This window comes from Dyella sp. EPa41 (genome assembly GCF_016586165.1).
Taxonomy (GTDB): domain Bacteria; phylum Pseudomonadota; class Gammaproteobacteria; order Xanthomonadales; family Rhodanobacteraceae; genus Dyella.
In genome coordinates this window covers 19,297-34,312 of the sequence record NZ_BCPR01000024.1, presented here as the reverse complement: position 1 = coordinate 34,312, position 15,016 = coordinate 19,297, and the positions used below count along the sequence as shown (strand labels likewise).

General features: G+C 59.6%; 17 protein-coding genes. 5 read left to right on the top strand and 12 right to left on the bottom strand.

The features are described from left to right. Window positions 1–14: 14 nt before the first annotated feature. Window positions 15–470, bottom strand: coding sequence for a carboxymuconolactone decarboxylase family protein (locus tag JMF82_RS09855; protein ID WP_201314355.1), 456 nt, complete (start codon window positions 468–470; stop codon window positions 15–17). Between the two features lie 278 nt (window positions 471–748). Then, window positions 749–2,170: a PLP-dependent aminotransferase family protein gene (locus tag JMF82_RS09850; RefSeq protein WP_201314354.1), complete on the bottom strand. Its 1,422-nt coding sequence runs from the start codon at window positions 2,168–2,170 to the stop codon at window positions 749–751. A gap of 218 nt (window positions 2,171–2,388) precedes the next feature. Here JMF82_RS09850 and JMF82_RS09845 point away from each other — a divergent pair, with 218 nt between their 5' ends. Then, window positions 2,389–3,000, top strand: coding sequence for an NAD(P)H-dependent oxidoreductase (locus JMF82_RS09845; RefSeq protein ID WP_201314353.1), 612 nt, complete (start codon window positions 2,389–2,391; stop codon window positions 2,998–3,000). A gap of 249 nt (window positions 3,001–3,249) precedes the next feature. Here JMF82_RS09845 and JMF82_RS09840 read toward each other — a convergent pair whose 3' ends face one another. The 4 genes from JMF82_RS09840 to JMF82_RS09825 all read right to left on the bottom strand — a co-directional run bounded on the left by JMF82_RS09840 (window position 3,250) and on the right by JMF82_RS09825 (window position 5,622). Next, entirely contained in the window at window positions 3,250–3,972 is a 723-nt protein-coding gene (locus tag JMF82_RS09840) for an SDR family oxidoreductase (RefSeq protein WP_038618360.1), read from the bottom strand. Window positions 3,973–4,080: 108 nt separating this feature from the next. Next, window positions 4,081–4,725 (bottom strand): HD domain-containing protein, encoded by a 645-nt coding sequence (locus tag JMF82_RS09835; RefSeq protein ID WP_201314352.1) that lies wholly within the window; start codon window positions 4,723–4,725, stop codon window positions 4,081–4,083. A 17-nt stretch (window positions 4,726–4,742) separates the two neighbouring features. After that, entirely contained in the window at window positions 4,743–5,204 is a 462-nt protein-coding gene (locus tag JMF82_RS09830) for a carboxymuconolactone decarboxylase family protein (protein ID WP_038618363.1), read from the bottom strand. Between the two features lie 7 nt (window positions 5,205–5,211). Further along, window positions 5,212–5,622 (bottom strand): cupin domain-containing protein, encoded by a 411-nt coding sequence (locus JMF82_RS09825; protein WP_038618365.1) that lies wholly within the window; start codon window positions 5,620–5,622, stop codon window positions 5,212–5,214. A gap of 92 nt (window positions 5,623–5,714) precedes the next feature. Here JMF82_RS09825 and JMF82_RS09820 point away from each other — a divergent pair, with 92 nt between their 5' ends. Further along, on the top strand, window positions 5,715–7,121 hold the full coding sequence (locus tag JMF82_RS09820; protein WP_038618368.1) for a PLP-dependent aminotransferase family protein: 1,407 nt from the start codon (window positions 5,715–5,717) through the stop codon (window positions 7,119–7,121). 23 nt (window positions 7,122–7,144) lie between these two features. Here JMF82_RS09820 and JMF82_RS09815 read toward each other — a convergent pair whose 3' ends face one another. The 3 genes from JMF82_RS09815 to JMF82_RS09805 form a co-directional block, all read right to left on the bottom strand. After that, window positions 7,145–7,393, bottom strand: coding sequence for a hypothetical protein (locus JMF82_RS09815; protein WP_038618371.1), 249 nt, complete (start codon window positions 7,391–7,393; stop codon window positions 7,145–7,147). A gap of 453 nt (window positions 7,394–7,846) precedes the next feature. Next, window positions 7,847–8,839 (bottom strand): MBL fold metallo-hydrolase, encoded by a 993-nt coding sequence (locus JMF82_RS09810; protein ID WP_051595347.1) that lies wholly within the window; start codon window positions 8,837–8,839, stop codon window positions 7,847–7,849. Window positions 8,840–8,884: 45 nt separating this feature from the next. Further along, window positions 8,885–9,526: an HD domain-containing protein gene (locus JMF82_RS09805; protein WP_038618374.1), complete on the bottom strand. Its 642-nt coding sequence runs from the start codon at window positions 9,524–9,526 to the stop codon at window positions 8,885–8,887. Between the two features lie 124 nt (window positions 9,527–9,650). On the opposite strand from JMF82_RS09805, the gene JMF82_RS09800 reads away from it, so the two are divergent. The 3 genes from JMF82_RS09800 (at window position 9,651) to JMF82_RS09790 (ending at window position 11,945) form a co-directional block, all read left to right on the top strand. Beyond that, entirely contained in the window at window positions 9,651–10,616 is a 966-nt protein-coding gene (locus JMF82_RS09800; protein WP_038618377.1) for a GlxA family transcriptional regulator, read from the top strand. A gap of 275 nt (window positions 10,617–10,891) precedes the next feature. Beyond that, the gene (locus tag JMF82_RS09795; protein ID WP_201314351.1) at window positions 10,892–11,035 is read left to right on the top strand and encodes a hypothetical protein; all 144 of its coding nucleotides are present in this window, start codon (window positions 10,892–10,894) and stop codon (window positions 11,033–11,035) included. Window positions 11,036–11,705: 670 nt separating this feature from the next. Continuing rightward, window positions 11,706–11,945 carry an MbcA/ParS/Xre antitoxin family protein gene (locus JMF82_RS09790; RefSeq protein WP_201314350.1) on the top strand — a complete coding sequence of 80 codons (240 nt, stop codon included), beginning with the start codon at window positions 11,706–11,708 and terminating at the stop codon, window positions 11,943–11,945. A gap of 7 nt (window positions 11,946–11,952) precedes the next feature. Here the strand turns inward: JMF82_RS09790 and JMF82_RS09785 are convergent, their stop codons facing one another. The 3 genes from JMF82_RS09785 to JMF82_RS09775 form a co-directional block, all read right to left on the bottom strand. After that, entirely contained in the window at window positions 11,953–12,183 is a 231-nt protein-coding gene (locus JMF82_RS09785) for a hypothetical protein (RefSeq protein ID WP_201314349.1), read from the bottom strand. Window positions 12,184–12,193: 10 nt separating this feature from the next. Beyond that, the gene (locus JMF82_RS09780) at window positions 12,194–12,532 is read right to left on the bottom strand and encodes a hypothetical protein (RefSeq protein ID WP_201314348.1); all 339 of its coding nucleotides are present in this window, start codon (window positions 12,530–12,532) and stop codon (window positions 12,194–12,196) included. 343 nt (window positions 12,533–12,875) lie between these two features. Beyond that, window positions 12,876–14,993: a peptidase domain-containing ABC transporter gene (locus tag JMF82_RS09775; RefSeq protein WP_201314347.1), complete on the bottom strand. Its 2,118-nt coding sequence runs from the start codon at window positions 14,991–14,993 to the stop codon at window positions 12,876–12,878. Between the last annotated feature and the right edge of the window lie 23 nt (window positions 14,994–15,016).

Sequence of the window (15,016 nt, the reverse complement as noted above, 5' to 3'; positions counted from 1 at the left end):
GCTCATGGAGCGACTCATACGATCGCAGCAGCTGCAGGCGTCGAGCGGAACGCGATACCGAAGCGATTGAACGCGTTCATCAGGCCGATCGCGTAGGTGAGGTCCGCAAGCTCTTTGTCGGTGAACTCGGCGGCGGCTTCTTCATATGCTGCCTCGGGAACACCACTCTCGGCGACGCGCGTCACGCTCTCCGCCCAGCTCAGCGCAACGCGTTCGCGGGTTGTGAACACCCTGCCCGCGTCATGCCAAACCGGTATCAGGACCAGTTTCTCGATGCTAAGGCCGCCCTTGATCAGGTCGCGAGTATGCATATCGATGCAGTACGCGCACCCGTTGATCTGCGAAACCCGCAGGTACACGAGATTGATCAGCTCTTGCGGTAGTCCGCATTTCAGGAGAGACGCATACACGCCACCGAAGGCCTTGTATCCCTCGGGTGAGGCTTTGGCGTAGTCGATACGGTTGCTCATGATGTAGCCCTTCACTTGTTGTTGGAGGGTTCCATCGTCCTGCAACTTGGATCACTCATGAAGAGCCATGAATGGTGATTTCCTATGGACCATGATCTCTCAATCGGAGACACCGATCTCGTCGCGTGCAAAGGTACGGAGGGCACAATCTCCCGACAGCAAACAGGTCTCGATGAGCGGAAGGGTTTGCGCGTGCGGGGAGCACCCTAACTGATGGCGGTGTCGATCGACTCGACGTAAGGCTGTTTGCCCACTTCTGGCGAGCGCTCTCGATCAAGCTACACCAACTTCAGGATGCGGTTGCCAAGCGTCTCAGCACCGCGCTGAGTGCTGATATTGGTGAAATTGAGTAGCAAGGCCGAAGCGCCACTGCTGCCCACCATCCAATCCGTCAGCGCCTCTGCGTACAGGCCTTCGTCCCACATGCGTGCAACGAGCCGGCGATCCGACCGCCTTCCTTTGAGCCGGAGAATCAGGTGCATCCCTCCGGGCTGTGGATCGATGCGTATGTGTTTGTGTAGCACGCTCTCCAGCCCGGCTGCGGTCGCTTCCCGACGTTCGGCATAGAGCTTGCGCATCCGTTGGATATGGCGCGCGAAGTGTCCTTCCGTGATGAATGCCGTGACGATGGCCTGCGTAAGCTGGGGACTGCCGCCGACAAAGGTGCGACTGACGTCCTCGAACCGTTGTACCTGCTCTTGCGGCACAACAAGGTAAGCAAGCCGAAGCGCCGGCAGTAGCACCTTGCTGAACGTGCCTGCGTAAAGCACTCGCCCATCCCGGTCCAGACTCTTCAATGCAGGCAGAGGACGGCTGACGTAGCGATATTCACCGTCGTAGTCGTCCTCAATAATCCAGCCCTGGTTTCGTGCTGCCCAGTCCAGCAACGCCAAGCGCCGAGGAAGCGATAGCGACACGCAGAGCGGACTTTGGTGACCCGGCGTGACGACAGCGGCACGCGCCCGGGGCGCCAGCTTCAATCCCTCAGAAACAATCATACCGTCCGCATCCACTGGCACCGGCACGGACGTCATGTGCATCAGCCCCAGCAAGTCCCGCGTGGGTGGGTAGCCCGGGTTCTCGATCCAGACGCGATCTCCCGGCTTGAACAAAGCATGTGCGATCAGCTCGAGGGTATGACGATATCCCGATGTGACGAAGACCTGAGACGCAGAGCAGTCGATGCCGCGTGACACTTGAAGATAGGTGGCAATGGCGGCGCGCAAGCCGTACAAGCCGAATACGGAAGGATGAACCATGTCCGACGGCTGCATCGAACGCATGCAGCGCGCGCCCAGCCGGGCCCAGATTTTTCTGGGAAACGCATCCAGTGCGGGCAAACCCATTTGGAAGGGCAAGATCGAGTCGGGACGGAAATCGCTTGCTACAGCGACGCGTTCCGTACGAGGCGCCGCGCTAGCCTTCGCGATTTGTGGCGTCAGTCCCGGCGTCACGATGGTTCCCGCCTGGCCGCGGGCTTGAATGTACCCCTCGGCAGCCAGCAGCGAATAGGCTGTCTCGATCGTCCCTCTGGCTAGGCCCAGCTCCTTGGTCAGCGCGCGTGCCGAGGGTATGCGGTCGCCAGGCTTGAGCAAGCCATTGGCGATGGCGCTGCGGAACCGGTCGTAGATCTGCCGATAGAAAGGTTCGGCAGCCGTGGGGTCCAACGGCGACATCCTGCTGTTTCGGGTCACGTTCATGGACTAGCCGATCTTGCAGTTCATTGAGGTATGGAGTGTACCTCCGGAAATCGGGGGGCACTTAGGGGAGTCGGCAACGACAAGCGGAAACGGACTGTTGTGTCGGTCAGACGACGTCGTGGTTATGGACCATATGAAAGTTCCATTTATGGACCTTCGATACGGGTCACGCCGTTTGTAGGATTGAGGCTGCTCTTACACACTCCAGGGTTCCAGGCATGAACATTCTGCACATCAGTAGCAGTCCCCGTGGGCGGGCCTCCGAAAGCCACAGGCTTTCGCGAAAGATCGTGGACCTCTTGCTGGCAAGGCATCCTGCCGCGACGGTGGTGGACCGAATGGTCGGTGACGGCTCGCTTTCTCATGTCGATGCCGATTACGCGATATCCCAGCACTCTACCGAGGATGTTTCCCAGGAAGGTACAGCCGCGACGTCGGCCGAACTGATCAGGGAGCTTGAAGGCGCGGATATCGTCGTCATTGGTACTCCCATGCACAACTTCACCGCGCCTTCCGGGCTAAAGGCATGGATAGACCACGTGGTGCGCGTGCGCTGGACTTTCAACGTCGGACATCATGGGAAGGTCCCCCTTCTTCGCGATCGACCCGTTTTCGTCGCCGTATCCTCCGGCGGAAAGTTCTCCGAGGATGGTACGCGCCAGCCGGATTTCCTCACTCCGTACCTGAAGGCTGTGTTTGCCATCATTGGCTTGCGCGATCTGACGTTTCTCTCGGTTCAGGGCACAGCTTTTGGTCCCGAGGCGCTGGCTGCGTCAAGAGACCAGGCTGATCGGATTCTGCAGGAACATTTTCGCCATCTTTCTCCCTAGCGGAGGGCGAGGCAAAAACTTCCTCCCCTACCCCCGATAACACGGGCTAATCGCCCTGCCCCGGTGTCTGCTATACGTGTGCAGTCGTCACGGACGCCAGTGCACAGGGGCTTTGCAACGGGGAGGGGCCATATACGGACACTTTCCACCCACGATATTACCGTCCGGCTGCTAGAAGACCTTGCTTCCAATTGGAACCCCCTTCTTCCTCAGGTCGAGCCAGTTGATGGCTAGCTTGTAACAGCTTGATCAGAACGGTAGCTTGCCGATCGAGGCACCGCCATCGACGTAAAGCGTCTGCCCCGTAATGAAGCTCGCCTCCTCCGACAGGAAAAAGGCGATCGCCGCTGCCAGCTCTTCCGGCTTGCCAAAGCGGTTCATGGGAACCGAGGCAAGGTATCGCTTTTCACCGTCGCTGCCCGGCAGATTGTTCTCGCGAAACAGGACAGTCTCGGTTGGACCGGGCGCAACGGCATTGACGGTGATGCCGGTGCGAGCCAGCTCCAGTCCCCACGAGCGGGTAAAGCTCACCATGGCGCTCTTGGCGGCTGCGTAGGCAGTACGCTCAATCATGCCCAGGATCGTCAGGCTGGATATATTGACGATACGGCCCCAACCGCGCGCTCGCATGCCCGGCAGCAGCGCCTGCACGGCCTGCACGGCTGGGTGAAGATTGAGTGCGAACGTGGCGTCGAGGTCGTCGATATCGACTTCGCCGATACGGTGCGGGCGAACCATTGCAACATTGTTGACGACACCGTCGAAGGCATAGCGCGAGCTCAAATCGTGCAGGGTGCGCTCGGTGGCCTGGCGGTCGGCAAGGTCCGAGGCGACGAGTTCGCCGGGAAAGCTGGCATCGCCACCTTGCCGCGCGATTCCAACGACACGGTGGCCGTCGCGAGCCAGCCGCTCGGACAAAGCGCGACCAATACCTTTACTGGCGCCAGTGATGAGGAACGTACGAGAAGACATAGATATTTCCAGCGGGAGGCACCTTGCCCAACACTGCCACATCAAGCACGAGCCGGGGCATCGGCCATGGGCGACGAATTCGGTGCGTTGTAAAGACCGACGGGCGCGCTAATGGGCCCAAGCCGAATGAAGGATAACGCTGCAGATATCCCCTCGCCGGAACGCTGGGTCCTTGAAGGCGAGGAAGTCATCATTGAACGTTCCGAAGGTGCTGTCAGGCCTACGCTTTAGGCCTTCGTAGAACGTATCGATAATGGCGTGCTTGAAGTCGGTTTCGCGCGGCCACGCAGCCGTCACGGCATCGCGTTCGGCGTCGGTGAATTGATCGTAGGCGCGGCCGGCCACGTCCATGCCTGCCGCGATGTGTAGCAACGCGGCCTCCGGATGCATGAACTGCGGAATACCGGGCGTCGTGTGGAACGCGATCGCGCTCCACACCTTGGCAATCTCCTGCTCCGGCAGGCCGTGGCTACGCAGGAAGTCGCGGGCGGCGTTGGCTCCGTCGACTTCGAAACGCAGTGCACTTCCATGGAAGCGATCGGCCAAACCAAGGTCATGGAACATCGCGCCCACGTAGAGCAGTTCAGGATCGAAGTTCAGACCTTGGCGCATGCCTGCCAGCGCGCCCCAGGCATAGACGCGCATCGAGTGCAGAAACAGCAGTTCGCTTTCCGTATCGCGAACGAGCTCGGTGGCATCGCGGGCGATCAAACTGTCGGGGATCTGGATACCCGGTATCTGTGGTGTCGACACGATGGTTTCTCCGGTTATCAGCCTTCTGCCTGGAGCGCTGCCGTGGGCGGATTGCGGAAGCTGATGGCGAGGCGGTTGTAGGTATTCATCAGGCCGATGGCGAACGTCAGGTCGACCAATTCCTTTTCGCTGAAAACGGCCGAAGCGGCTTGGTAGTCACGATCGGGCACACCGGTCTCCGCAACGCGCGTCACGGTTTCGGCCCAAGCAAGAGCCGCTTTCTCGCGCTCGCTAAAAACTTTGCCGGCCTCGTGCCAGGCCTGTACAAGCGCGAGCTTGTCGATCGTGACTCCCTTCTTCACCAGGTCACGCGTATGCATATCGAGGCAGTACGCGCAGCCGTTGATCTGGCTTACGCGCAGGTAGACCAGATCCACCAGGATGGGATCGAGGCCGGACTGCATGACGTAGGCGTAAATAGCGCCGAGCGCCTTGGCGCCGTCCGGCGCGACATGCGTGTAATCGATGCGGGGGGACATGGAGGACCTATTTGTCGGGAGTGGTGAGGGGTTGCTCGCCAGTGTCGACGACGAACACAGCAAGCAGCTTGGCGGGCTGGGTCTTGCTTGCATTGCCGCTGACGCGGTGATGAGCGCCCGGTGCTTCGTAGAAGGACTCGCCGGCCCGGTAGGTCCGCATGGGACCATCGTCGACCTGGCTCTGAATTTCCCCAGAAACCACGTACGCGTAAATGAACGCGGAACGGGCGTGGTGATGGGGCGTGGAGGCGCCGCCAGGGGGATAGCTCACTTCGACCGCAACAAGCGACTTGCCCGGCAGGTTCGGGATCGCTTGCGCGAAGTTGGGTTTGACCGTCGCCTCAGGAGCTTGCGCGTAGGCAGTTCCGGCGAATGCGGCGGTGGCTAGCAGAGCGGCAAGCAGGCGTTTGATGGACATGGCGGGCTCCTGTTCGGATTGGCGCGATCTTGCGCCTGCCTAGGTTTACTTCAAAGAACCAGAAATCGATATTTTCGCTGTACCATGACAGCATGCCGTACGCGCTCGATATCCGAATCGATCGGTCTGCCGCATCGACGCTGACGGAGCAGATTTGCTTCGGCATTCTGGCGGCCATCCGCAGCGGCGCCCTCGCACCGGGCGCACGGTTGCCGTCGTGGCAGGCCTTGGCTGCACAGCTGGGCGTCGCTCGCGGCACGGTCAAATCGGCGTACGAACGGCTGGCCGACGAACAAGTCATTGTCTCGTCGCGACCGGGCGGAACGCGTGTGGCCGACCATCCCGCGACTGCGCGGGTCGCGCAGGCAGCCGGTTCCGATGCCGTACCCGAGCTTTATCAACACCTGCTCGTCGGATCGGCCATGTTCCAAATGGGCGTGCCTGCGTCCGACTTCTTCCCCGTAAGCCTGTTTGCCCGCTTGCGGGCGCACGCCGCGCGGCGGGAGGTCGCCGCACCGGCGGTATATCCCGACCCCCGCGGCGAATCGGAATTTCGTCGGGAAATAGCCGCACACCTTGCGCTCGCGCGGGGTATCGAATGCCGCCCGTCGCAGATATTCGTCACGGCCGGTTTCGCCGGTGCGCTGGAGATTACGCTACGAGTCCTGCGCGTGGCGACGGGTGCCACGGCATGGATGGAAAATCCAGGGTTCTTCCACAGCCGCCGGGCGCTGGAACTCGCTCAGCTTGTATCCGCGCCGGTACCGGTGGACGACGAGGGAATGGACGTTGCCTACGGCGTGGAGCACTTTCCCAACGCGACGCTTGCCCTGGTGACGCCGGGCCAACAGGCGCCGCTTGGCGGAACGTTATCGCTTAGCCGTCGAGTGGCGCTTATTGAGTGGGCGGCGCGTACCGGTGCATGGGTCATCGAGGACGATTACCTGGGTGAGCTCCAGCTCCGTCGCCGCGCTGCGCCCGCGCTCGCGTCGCTGGACGGCCACGGTCGCGTCATCCACATCGGTTCTTTCAGCAAGACCATCAGTCCCTCGCTGCGGCTTGGCTTCATTGTCGCGCCCGCGGATCTGGTAGACAGGTTCAACGAAGCGGTGATGTGCCTAGGGTCGTCCCCCGGCCCAGCCGTGCAGCAGGCCACCGCACGATTCATGAGCGAAGGGCACTACATGCGGCATCTTCGTCGAATGAAGCGTGTCTACTCGGCGAGAGGCGAAGCGCTTCAAATTGCGATGGAGCGCAAGGGCTATCAGGTGCAGATCGGCGGACTGGCAGCCATCGTGCACCTGCCTGACGATTTGCCTGATGTCGCTGTGGCGAAAGAAGCCCGGGCATTGGGACTCGCGCCTGAACCACTGTCGACATGGTTCGCATCTGACGGCGTGCGGAAATCGGGGCTGCTGCTTGGCATAGCCACGGCGGACGAGACGAAGCTTTCCATTGCATGCGAGCGCCTGGATCATTTGATCGGGCAGCATCGTTAGCGCGGCCGAGTCGCGAACTTGGGCTAGGGGTTTTCTACATTCATGCGGGCGATGGCGCCAAGCTCGGTGAGGCCGTGCCGTTCAAGCGCATCGTAGAGCTGTTGCCACCACCAAAGACGGTCTTCCTCGGAAATCGCTGAGGCCGGAATGTGAGCCATATCCTCTACCACCTCCCAGCGCTCTTCCTCTGGCGCGCCTGAGGACGCCAAACTCCTGAGCTCAGAATCAAGTTGGCGGAATATCGCCGCTAGTTCTTCTCGCGTGTAGATCATTGGGCGATCACCTTCCCATACATCGTGATCATGCAACGAGATGGCCGTCCATTTCCTTAACCGTCGGCCTTCGAAATACGAAAACGCTCACATCACTTCACGCATTGTCTACGGTGCAATTCTTAGTCTCCCGAGGCTTGCGTGGTCGGGTTCGGGATCTCCTCGCGAACTAGTGCAGCCCGCGGAAGCGGCGCGCGGCAGCGGAGTCGCCACAGGCTCCGCTGCCCGCTTTTCCGAGTGAATAAACTGCACGGGTCCAGCTTTTACTGGCAGCGCGAATTGATCCAATCTGTGAGCAGTCGTGGCCCTCGAAGTCGACCTTTTAGCGCTGTGGTCCGGCCAGCTCATTGGCGCTTCCGTGGACCGAGCGCGCGTCCGTATTCCTTGAGCTGTTGCTAAGCAAAACCACTCTTGCTCTGGCCGAGATTGTCATGTAGACACGCAATGGCTGCACTAGAGCCCCGCATAAACCAGCTTGGTGAAGTGCGTCGGATCGATCACGAAATGCCCCCATCGGGCATCGAAGTCGGCAGTCGGCTTGGCTTTGATGATTTCGTCAAGCGACTTCCCCTGCTCCTTAAGCGTCGCCACGTTTTTTCGGACGGCTACAAGCATGTCACGAAACGCGATCAGGTCAGCGCGCGTTCCCACCGGCCCGTGACCAGGAACGACTATCGTCCTATTAGTCGTGAGCGCGATAGCCTGGTCGGCCCAATGAATTGCCGCATCGATATTTCCGCCGTCCTGGTTGTCGATGAACGGGTAGCCCGCCGTCCAGAACGTGTCTCCAAGAGCCAATACGTCAGCCTCGGCAAAGTAGACCCACAGGTCACCGTCGGTGTGGCCGGGGCCTAGATTTGCCACTTCAACCCTGGTTCCATCGAAGTCGAAGTTCTTCCGCGCCTGCACAAGAAGTGTGGGGCGGGCACCAGCCGGGACGGGCTCCATGGTCCAATTCCAGTCAACGACGTATGTGCTCTCCGACAGATGCTTCAATGTATTCGGGTGCGCGATGATCGTCGCGCCTGAAGCATGCAGCCAGTTGTTGCCATCCGTGTGGTCCCAGTGCCAATGCGTATTCACCACGTACCTGACAGGCTCAGGCCCGAGCTTTTCGAACGCTGCCTGCAGTTTTTCCTTTGAAGGGCTGATACCAGCATCCACCAGAAACTTGCCGTCCGGCCCGGACAGTACAGTGATGTTTCCGCCGGATCCGGAAATGACGGTGATGTTGTCGCGTTGCGGCTCGATGTCTAGATCCATCTTTGCACGAGCTAGATAACGCGCGCCGGCCCCGGAGTGGAAGTAGTCTTTCGGCGCGACGTTGGAGCTAGATGCAGCTTGCGGCACGGTGACGGCGAGGCTTATGGCGGGAAACAGTAGCGCGGCGGAACCAGATGCCAGCAATAACGTCAATGCGAACGGCATGCTGTAGAGCGGTTTCATAAAAAGAGATCTCCTGAGATGTGCCCATTACCTGCACGGGAGGCTTTACGCCAACCATGCCGACGCGCGGATCACGCTGCAGAAGTTGCCAGCATGAAAATGGGGATCCTTGTCCGCGAGCACGTCGGCCTTGACGTTGCCGAAGGTCGTTTGGGGCTTGTGCTTGATGCCGTTGTAGAACGTCTGGATGATCTCTTCCTTGAACCGCGCTCCACGCGGATGGGCCTGGACGATGGCGTCCCGATCCGCATCGCTAAACTGGTCGTACGCGAAGCCGAGCACGTCCATTTCGACGCCGGCCGTGACTAGCGCGACCACGGGGTGCATGTGCTGCGGTATACCGGGTGTCGTGTGGAGCGCTATGGCCGTCCATACCGTATCGACGTCCTGCTGTCTGATGCCATGGCTTTTCAAGAAGGCACGCGCGGCATTGGCGCCGTCCACTTCGAAGCGCTCGTTGGCGCTGCTATGCGGATGCACTAGCCCCATATCGTGGAACATGCAACCGCAATAGAGCAGTTCCTCATCGAACTTCAGCCCCTGTCGCCTCCCTGTGAGCGCAGCAAAGTAGTACACACGACTGGAGTGGTGAAACAGGAGCGGCGAAACGGTATCGCGAACGACGTCCGTGATCTCGCGGGCGAGCTGGCTATCGGGAACTACAACGCCATTGATAATGGGGGGCATGCTGGATCTCCATAAGCTGGGTAGATCCATTGTCGGAAGCCTTATTTGTGGCATCAATAGGCGTAATACGTCATATACTGCCATTTCACGCGTCAAGCGGACATGCCGTGCGGAGTTAGCCCAAATGGCCAAAACAATCGCCGTTGTTGCCCTTCCGGGCGTCCAACTCCTCGACGTCTCGGGACCACTTGATGTTTTTGCTCAAGCGAACGTTGAGGCCGGCAAGAAGTTTTATGCGATGAAAGTCGTTGGCAGCCAGCACGGTCCCATCCACAGTTCGTCCGGCGCGCGCCTGCTCCCCGATATGGTTGCCGGCGAGAGTGCCGAGCGCGTCGATACGTTATTGGTGGCAGGAGCCCCAAACGCTGCGGAGATCGCACTGTCCTCTCACGTCCTGCAATGGCTCCGCGCAACCGCCGCACGAAGCCGGCGCTATGGCTCGATCTGCACCGGCGCTTTCATGCTTGCAGCCACGGGTTTGCTCGACGGAAGGCGAGTCACGACGCATTGGGCAGCGGTAGACGACTTAGCCCGTGCGTTCCCATCCCTTCGGATCGATGAAGATGCACTCTACGTGCGGGACGGCAAACTCCGCACCGCCGCCGGTGTCACCGCGGGCCTGGACTTGGCCCTCGCCCTTGTGGAAGAAGACCTGGGCCGTGACATTGCCAAACGTGTTGCGAGCCAGTTGGTCATGTATTTCAAGCGCCCAGGTGGGCAGCTTCAGTTCAGTCGCAAAGGCGAGACACGCCCCACGGGGCGCTCGGTCCTACAAGAAGTGCAGCGCTGGGTTGCTGCGAGACCCGAACTGAACCACAGCATTGCCAGCCTCGCTGAGCATACCGGTCTGAGCCCCCGGCATTTCGCGCGCCTATTTCATGCCGAAGTGGGCATCACACCCGCAGCATGGGTGGAAACTGCGCGCATTGCTGCAGCACGGACGCTGCTTGAAAACGGCCATGACACCCCGAAACTGGTGGCGTCCAAGTGCGGCTTCGCCAATGTTGATACTTTGCGTCGAGCCTTCACGAAGCATGTAGGTGTCTCGCCGGCCGAGTATCGCAAGCAACATGCGATGCAAACGCCATAGACGCGGACACGCGCATTAGGCGTGCGATAGCTGTCATGCATTATGGTGATTCAGAGTAAACCGCTGGAGTGCGGCTGGGCGACCGTCCGCTATAGCCTAATCGATCCAGACCTGCGCCCTAATCTCAATAGAAATGAATATCTGCGCGTAGCACTAACTGAAGGACCAACAGCATCGCCACCAACGCGGCAAGCGGATAGGCAAGATGTGTGGTAGATGCCGGCCCACAAGGCGTGGCCGTACGAATTCGCCACGCACAAGCATGGATCCTCGGGATGCCCACCAAGATCACCAGCCACGGCACCGCTCACGCCGATATGCCCAGATGGTTCCGGCCGAAGGGCGAGCCTCAAGATCCGACTCTGGAGCAGCAGCTCGATGAATACCGCCGCGCGCTAGGTCTGCAGAGGCGGTATTGAACGGCCAATGGGTGTAACGTTGCGTAAGTGAAGATAGACGCGCGCCATACCCTCGATAACTTGCCCTAATCGCTGGTCGAAATGCCAACTTGCGCCGAGCGCCGCGAGCAAATCAGTTGCAAGGGGCGCAGGCCACTGCGGCTTCCTTGGCGACACGCAACACGGTCAAGCCTGAAATCGCGCAACAGCCCGCTGAAGTGTTGCGGCATGCTCAAATCGTTGCGCAACGCTGAGCTGTTCCGGGTGGCACAACGGATTTCTTGGCCAATTCCATCGGAAAACACTGAATTTTAGGGTGCTCTCCGAGCGCAACAGGTCCCGTAATTACCAAGAATGCGAAATTATGGATGATTCTCGCCGCTGGCGCAGCTTTGGCTCATGTTCTCCGCAGTGGAACTTCGACTCCCGCGTCTTGAGCGCACTGATGAGTGGCCTGACTGCGCAGTACTGATGTCCACTACGCGCAGATTTGAGTGCGCACATTTCGCTCGACGCAATCCAAGGTGTACATCTTTGAGAGCTCCGCAGATGTTGGTGTTCACTCTTGGGGACGATGGTCTTTTTAGTTTCTCGTGCACTGGCGTGGTCGCGTCGGCCCAACAGATTCCCGGCCCGTGCAGACTGGTCTAGCATTGCTCTCAAGCGTGAAGCTGAGACTGCGGTGATCGACATGTCCTCTAGTGACCGGTACCAAGAGCTGCTGGGGCTCGTCACAGTGATCGTCACAGTGATCGTCTCGGAAAGTGGCGAGCCCGCTGGGTTCGATGCCGCCCGCTGGTTGGACGACTGGCTTCATCATCCCGTTCCTGCGTTGGGCAAAAAGCTTCCCATTGACTACCTGGATTCCGACGCAGGTTGCGAGCTTCTCGTCCAACTGCTTCGTCAGATGCAATCGGGCGCCTATGCTTAGCACAAAGTCACTTCGTCTTAGGTATGTCCCGCACCAGCTGGTGCAGACTTTTGCCAGTGCGCTCGCGCACCGTGCCCAGTGTGGCGTCGGCGCGAATGCCAGGAGCGAAATTCGCGCCATATTCGTTCCGCAGCGTGGACACCAGGGTGTCGCTGCGCTTTTGGCGGATTTCGCCAGCCTTCGGCGAGTGCTGGTCGCGGGTACGCCCGTCCAGTCCGCGCGGTAGCTTGGTCGCCATACCTTGCTCCTTAGATGGAATGAGTCATGCCGCAGCCCAGGCAGCGTCGATATTCACCTCGGCGCCCTTGGCGTTCAGGCCCCAACAAGCAGGTGCATACATAGCACGAGTCCGTGCGGCCTTGGCGCCAGCGCAGCAGCCGGACGAGTTGGGTCGCGCCATAGGCGGCGCTGACGAGCGCCCCGCCCTCGACGATGAGGCCGGGTAGCTCGGGCCAGGCGGGTACACCACCCAACTGTGCCGGCAGGTTCGAAAGCGCTTGCGCCATAACCGCCGCCAGGACTGACCCCGCCAGCGGCAGCAGGGTTGGCCACAGCAGGCGTACGCACATGCGATCGACGTAAGACATGTCCACCCCTCCATTGCAATTGCCGGGCAGCGTCGCGCATCGCGATCTCAGCGTTCGAGACGGTGCGAGGCGATGCCGCGTCGGGCCGATCGAGGCGCTGCCGGCATTACGCGAGGAGTCATGTGCTATCTTATGAAGAAATTTATGTAAAACATTGAATATACTCAATATATACCGTCGCATGAAATGGCAAATAATGGCACTTATTCGCTATCATGGTTATCGCCGCCTCGGCGGAGGCCAGCGGATGACTAACGATGCCTGACGTGACCACCCTTCCCTTGCGTGTCGTCGACGCGCTGCAGGAGCTCACTGCGGTAGCTGCGACCATAACAATGTGCCATTACGCGTGCACCGGTCGCGACGGGGAGGACAACGACTCCAGCGAAAGGACGCGATCGCATTGATTGACCGTCTCTTGGCGATGCGCGATCACCAACTTGGTGCGCCCCAAGGTCCCAATATTTTGGTTCACCTGACGCTCGCTGTCGGCGTCCAAGTGACTGGTCGCCTCGTCCAGCACGAGTAGTGAGGCCTTTTGATAGAGCGCCCTGGCGAGTAACACACGCTGCTTTTGCCCACCCGATAAGGACGACCCCATGTCTCCCACGAGCGTCTCGTACCCCATAGGGAATCGGGCAATATCCTCGTGAACGGCCGCATCTCTAGCGCACTGTTCGACCTCCGACACACAGGGCTCGGTGTCAAAGAACGCGATGTTCTCCAAGATCGAGCCAGCAAACAGCTGATCGTCCTGCATCACCGCGGCTACCGCAGCGCGGTAACGGGCGAGGCCATAGGTCCTTAGCTCGACACCATCCACCAAGATGATGCCGCTGCTGGGCGTTAGCAGTCCGAGCACGATCTTTGCCAAGGTGGACTTGCCACACCCCGACTTACCGACGATGGCAACGGATTCGCCCGGCTCGATGGAAAATGAGACGTTATGCAAGATGAATGGACCATCCTTTTCATAACGGAAGCTCACTCCGCGCAACTCGATGCGCCCGATCGAGTGTCGTTTCATGCTGGTGTCGTTTAGTCCTTGCTCCGACTCCTGCAGGGCGATTTCGCCGATGCGTTCACCGTGCAGCTTCAGCAACTTCAACCCCACAAATTTGTCGATAAAACCGCTCGACTTGAGTGTGAATTGGTCGGCATAGGTTAGGAAGGCAACGAGCATGCCCACTGAAAATGCATCGCGCATGGCCATCAACGCACCCAGTGCAAGCACCAGGGTCCGCTGCGCGGCGAATAGCCCCTGACTAATCGCACCAAACGTAATCGCCAACTGCTGGGCCCGCATGTCCCGGTCAGACGCCTCATGGGTCGCATTGGCCATACGAGTCCAGCGCAACCTTTCCTTGTTCGCGAGCTTGATCGGCTGAATACCACGAATCGATTCCATCAGCTCGGATTGTTGACGCGCGGCGTATACGAGTTGCTCCTCCTGTATCGCGTGCAGCCGCCGATAAGATAGTAACCGGAGAGTTGCATATAGCGCGAAGCAGGCCAGGACAACCAGGGTTAATGGCGGACTGTAAACCCACAGTATCAGCAGACTGAAAATGCTCATGAGGCCGTTCAGCAGGGCCTCGATAAAGGCGCCGGTCAGTGTTCCTTGCACGGTTTTGATGGAGGAAAAGCGCGACACGATGTCGCCTAGATGGCGCTTCGTAAAGAAGTCGATCGGAAGTTTGATGAGGTGACCGAAGAGATTGTTCGTCCATTGCGTGCTGAGCGAGACGCCGAACCAGCTGATGAGCCAGCCCCGGATGAGGGTCAGTCCAGACTGGCACGCAGCCAGCACGAGAAAGGCGGCGATCGTGACGGCGAGGAAAGATCGGTCATTCGACAGAATGACCTGGTCTAGAACCAATTGCATCTGGAATGGAAGCGCCAGCGCAAGCAGCTCAATGGCGAGCGCGAGAATCAGGACTTGCGCGAGGGTTCGCCGAAGTCCTGAAATAGGACCGATCAGGGCCTTAAGTGTCGTGGACCGCCGATCATTGATGGGAGCAAAAGACGGCGACGGGGTCAGTTCGACCAGAAGGCCGGTGAAATGATTGCTCAGCTCCGCCAGTGAAAGCGAGTACCGGCCTCGGGCCGGGTCGAAAATATCTGCCCTGCCCCGTCGGACGCCATTGAATACGACGAAATGGTTGAAATTCCAATGAAGAATGCACGGCGTCTTTGCTTTGGAAAGATAGCCAATCTCGCTCCGAAGAGTCCGGGCGTTCAATCCGAGCGCTGCTGCAAGATCCACCACGCGGCCGAGCTTCATGCCCTGCAACGAGGTCCCGAAGCGGCGGCGCAATCCTGGAAGATCCACGTGGTGGCCATGGTAGTTGGCGACCATCGCCAAGCAGGCCAAGGCGCACTCCGCGACTTCACTTTGAACAATGAGCTTCAGCCGTGCCTGCCGGCCGAGGGTAAAGGGGCTCGTCACCGCGTTGGTCATGGTCCAATCACCGGAAGATTCAT

Bases quoted from the DNA above. Each gene is read 5' to 3' on its own strand.
- JMF82_RS09855 (WP_201314355.1), bottom strand. From the start codon at position 470: ATGAGCAACCGTATCGACTACGCCAAAGCCTCACCCGAGGGATACAAG.
- JMF82_RS09850 (WP_201314354.1), bottom strand. From the start codon at position 2,170: ATGAACGTGACCCGAAACAGCAGGATGTCGCCGTTGGACCCCACGGCT.
- JMF82_RS09845 (WP_201314353.1), top strand. From the start codon at position 2,389: ATGAACATTCTGCACATCAGTAGCAGTCCCCGTGGGCGGGCCTCCGAA.
- JMF82_RS09840 (WP_038618360.1), bottom strand. From the start codon at position 3,972: ATGTCTTCTCGTACGTTCCTCATCACTGGCGCCAGTAAAGGTATTGGT.
- JMF82_RS09830 (WP_038618363.1), bottom strand. From the start codon at position 5,204: ATGTCCCCCCGCATCGATTACACGCATGTCGCGCCGGACGGCGCCAAG.
- JMF82_RS09825 (WP_038618365.1), bottom strand. From the start codon at position 5,622: ATGTCCATCAAACGCCTGCTTGCCGCTCTGCTAGCCACCGCCGCATTC.
- JMF82_RS09820 (WP_038618368.1), top strand. From the start codon at position 5,715: ATGCCGTACGCGCTCGATATCCGAATCGATCGGTCTGCCGCATCGACG.
- JMF82_RS09815 (WP_038618371.1), bottom strand. From the start codon at position 7,393: ATGATCTACACGCGAGAAGAACTAGCGGCGATATTCCGCCAACTTGAT.
- JMF82_RS09810 (WP_051595347.1), bottom strand. From the start codon at position 8,839: ATGAAACCGCTCTACAGCATGCCGTTCGCATTGACGTTATTGCTGGCA.
- JMF82_RS09805 (WP_038618374.1), bottom strand. From the start codon at position 9,526: ATGCCCCCCATTATCAATGGCGTTGTAGTTCCCGATAGCCAGCTCGCC.
- JMF82_RS09800 (WP_038618377.1), top strand. From the start codon at position 9,651: ATGGCCAAAACAATCGCCGTTGTTGCCCTTCCGGGCGTCCAACTCCTC.
- JMF82_RS09795 (WP_201314351.1), top strand. From the start codon at position 10,892: ATGCCCACCAAGATCACCAGCCACGGCACCGCTCACGCCGATATGCCC.
- JMF82_RS09790 (WP_201314350.1), top strand. From the start codon at position 11,706: ATGTCCTCTAGTGACCGGTACCAAGAGCTGCTGGGGCTCGTCACAGTG.
- JMF82_RS09785 (WP_201314349.1), bottom strand. From the start codon at position 12,183: ATGGCGACCAAGCTACCGCGCGGACTGGACGGGCGTACCCGCGACCAG.
- JMF82_RS09780 (WP_201314348.1), bottom strand. From the start codon at position 12,532: ATGTCTTACGTCGATCGCATGTGCGTACGCCTGCTGTGGCCAACCCTG.
- JMF82_RS09775 (WP_201314347.1), bottom strand. From the start codon at position 14,993: ATGACCAACGCGGTGACGAGCCCCTTTACCCTCGGCCGGCAGGCACGG.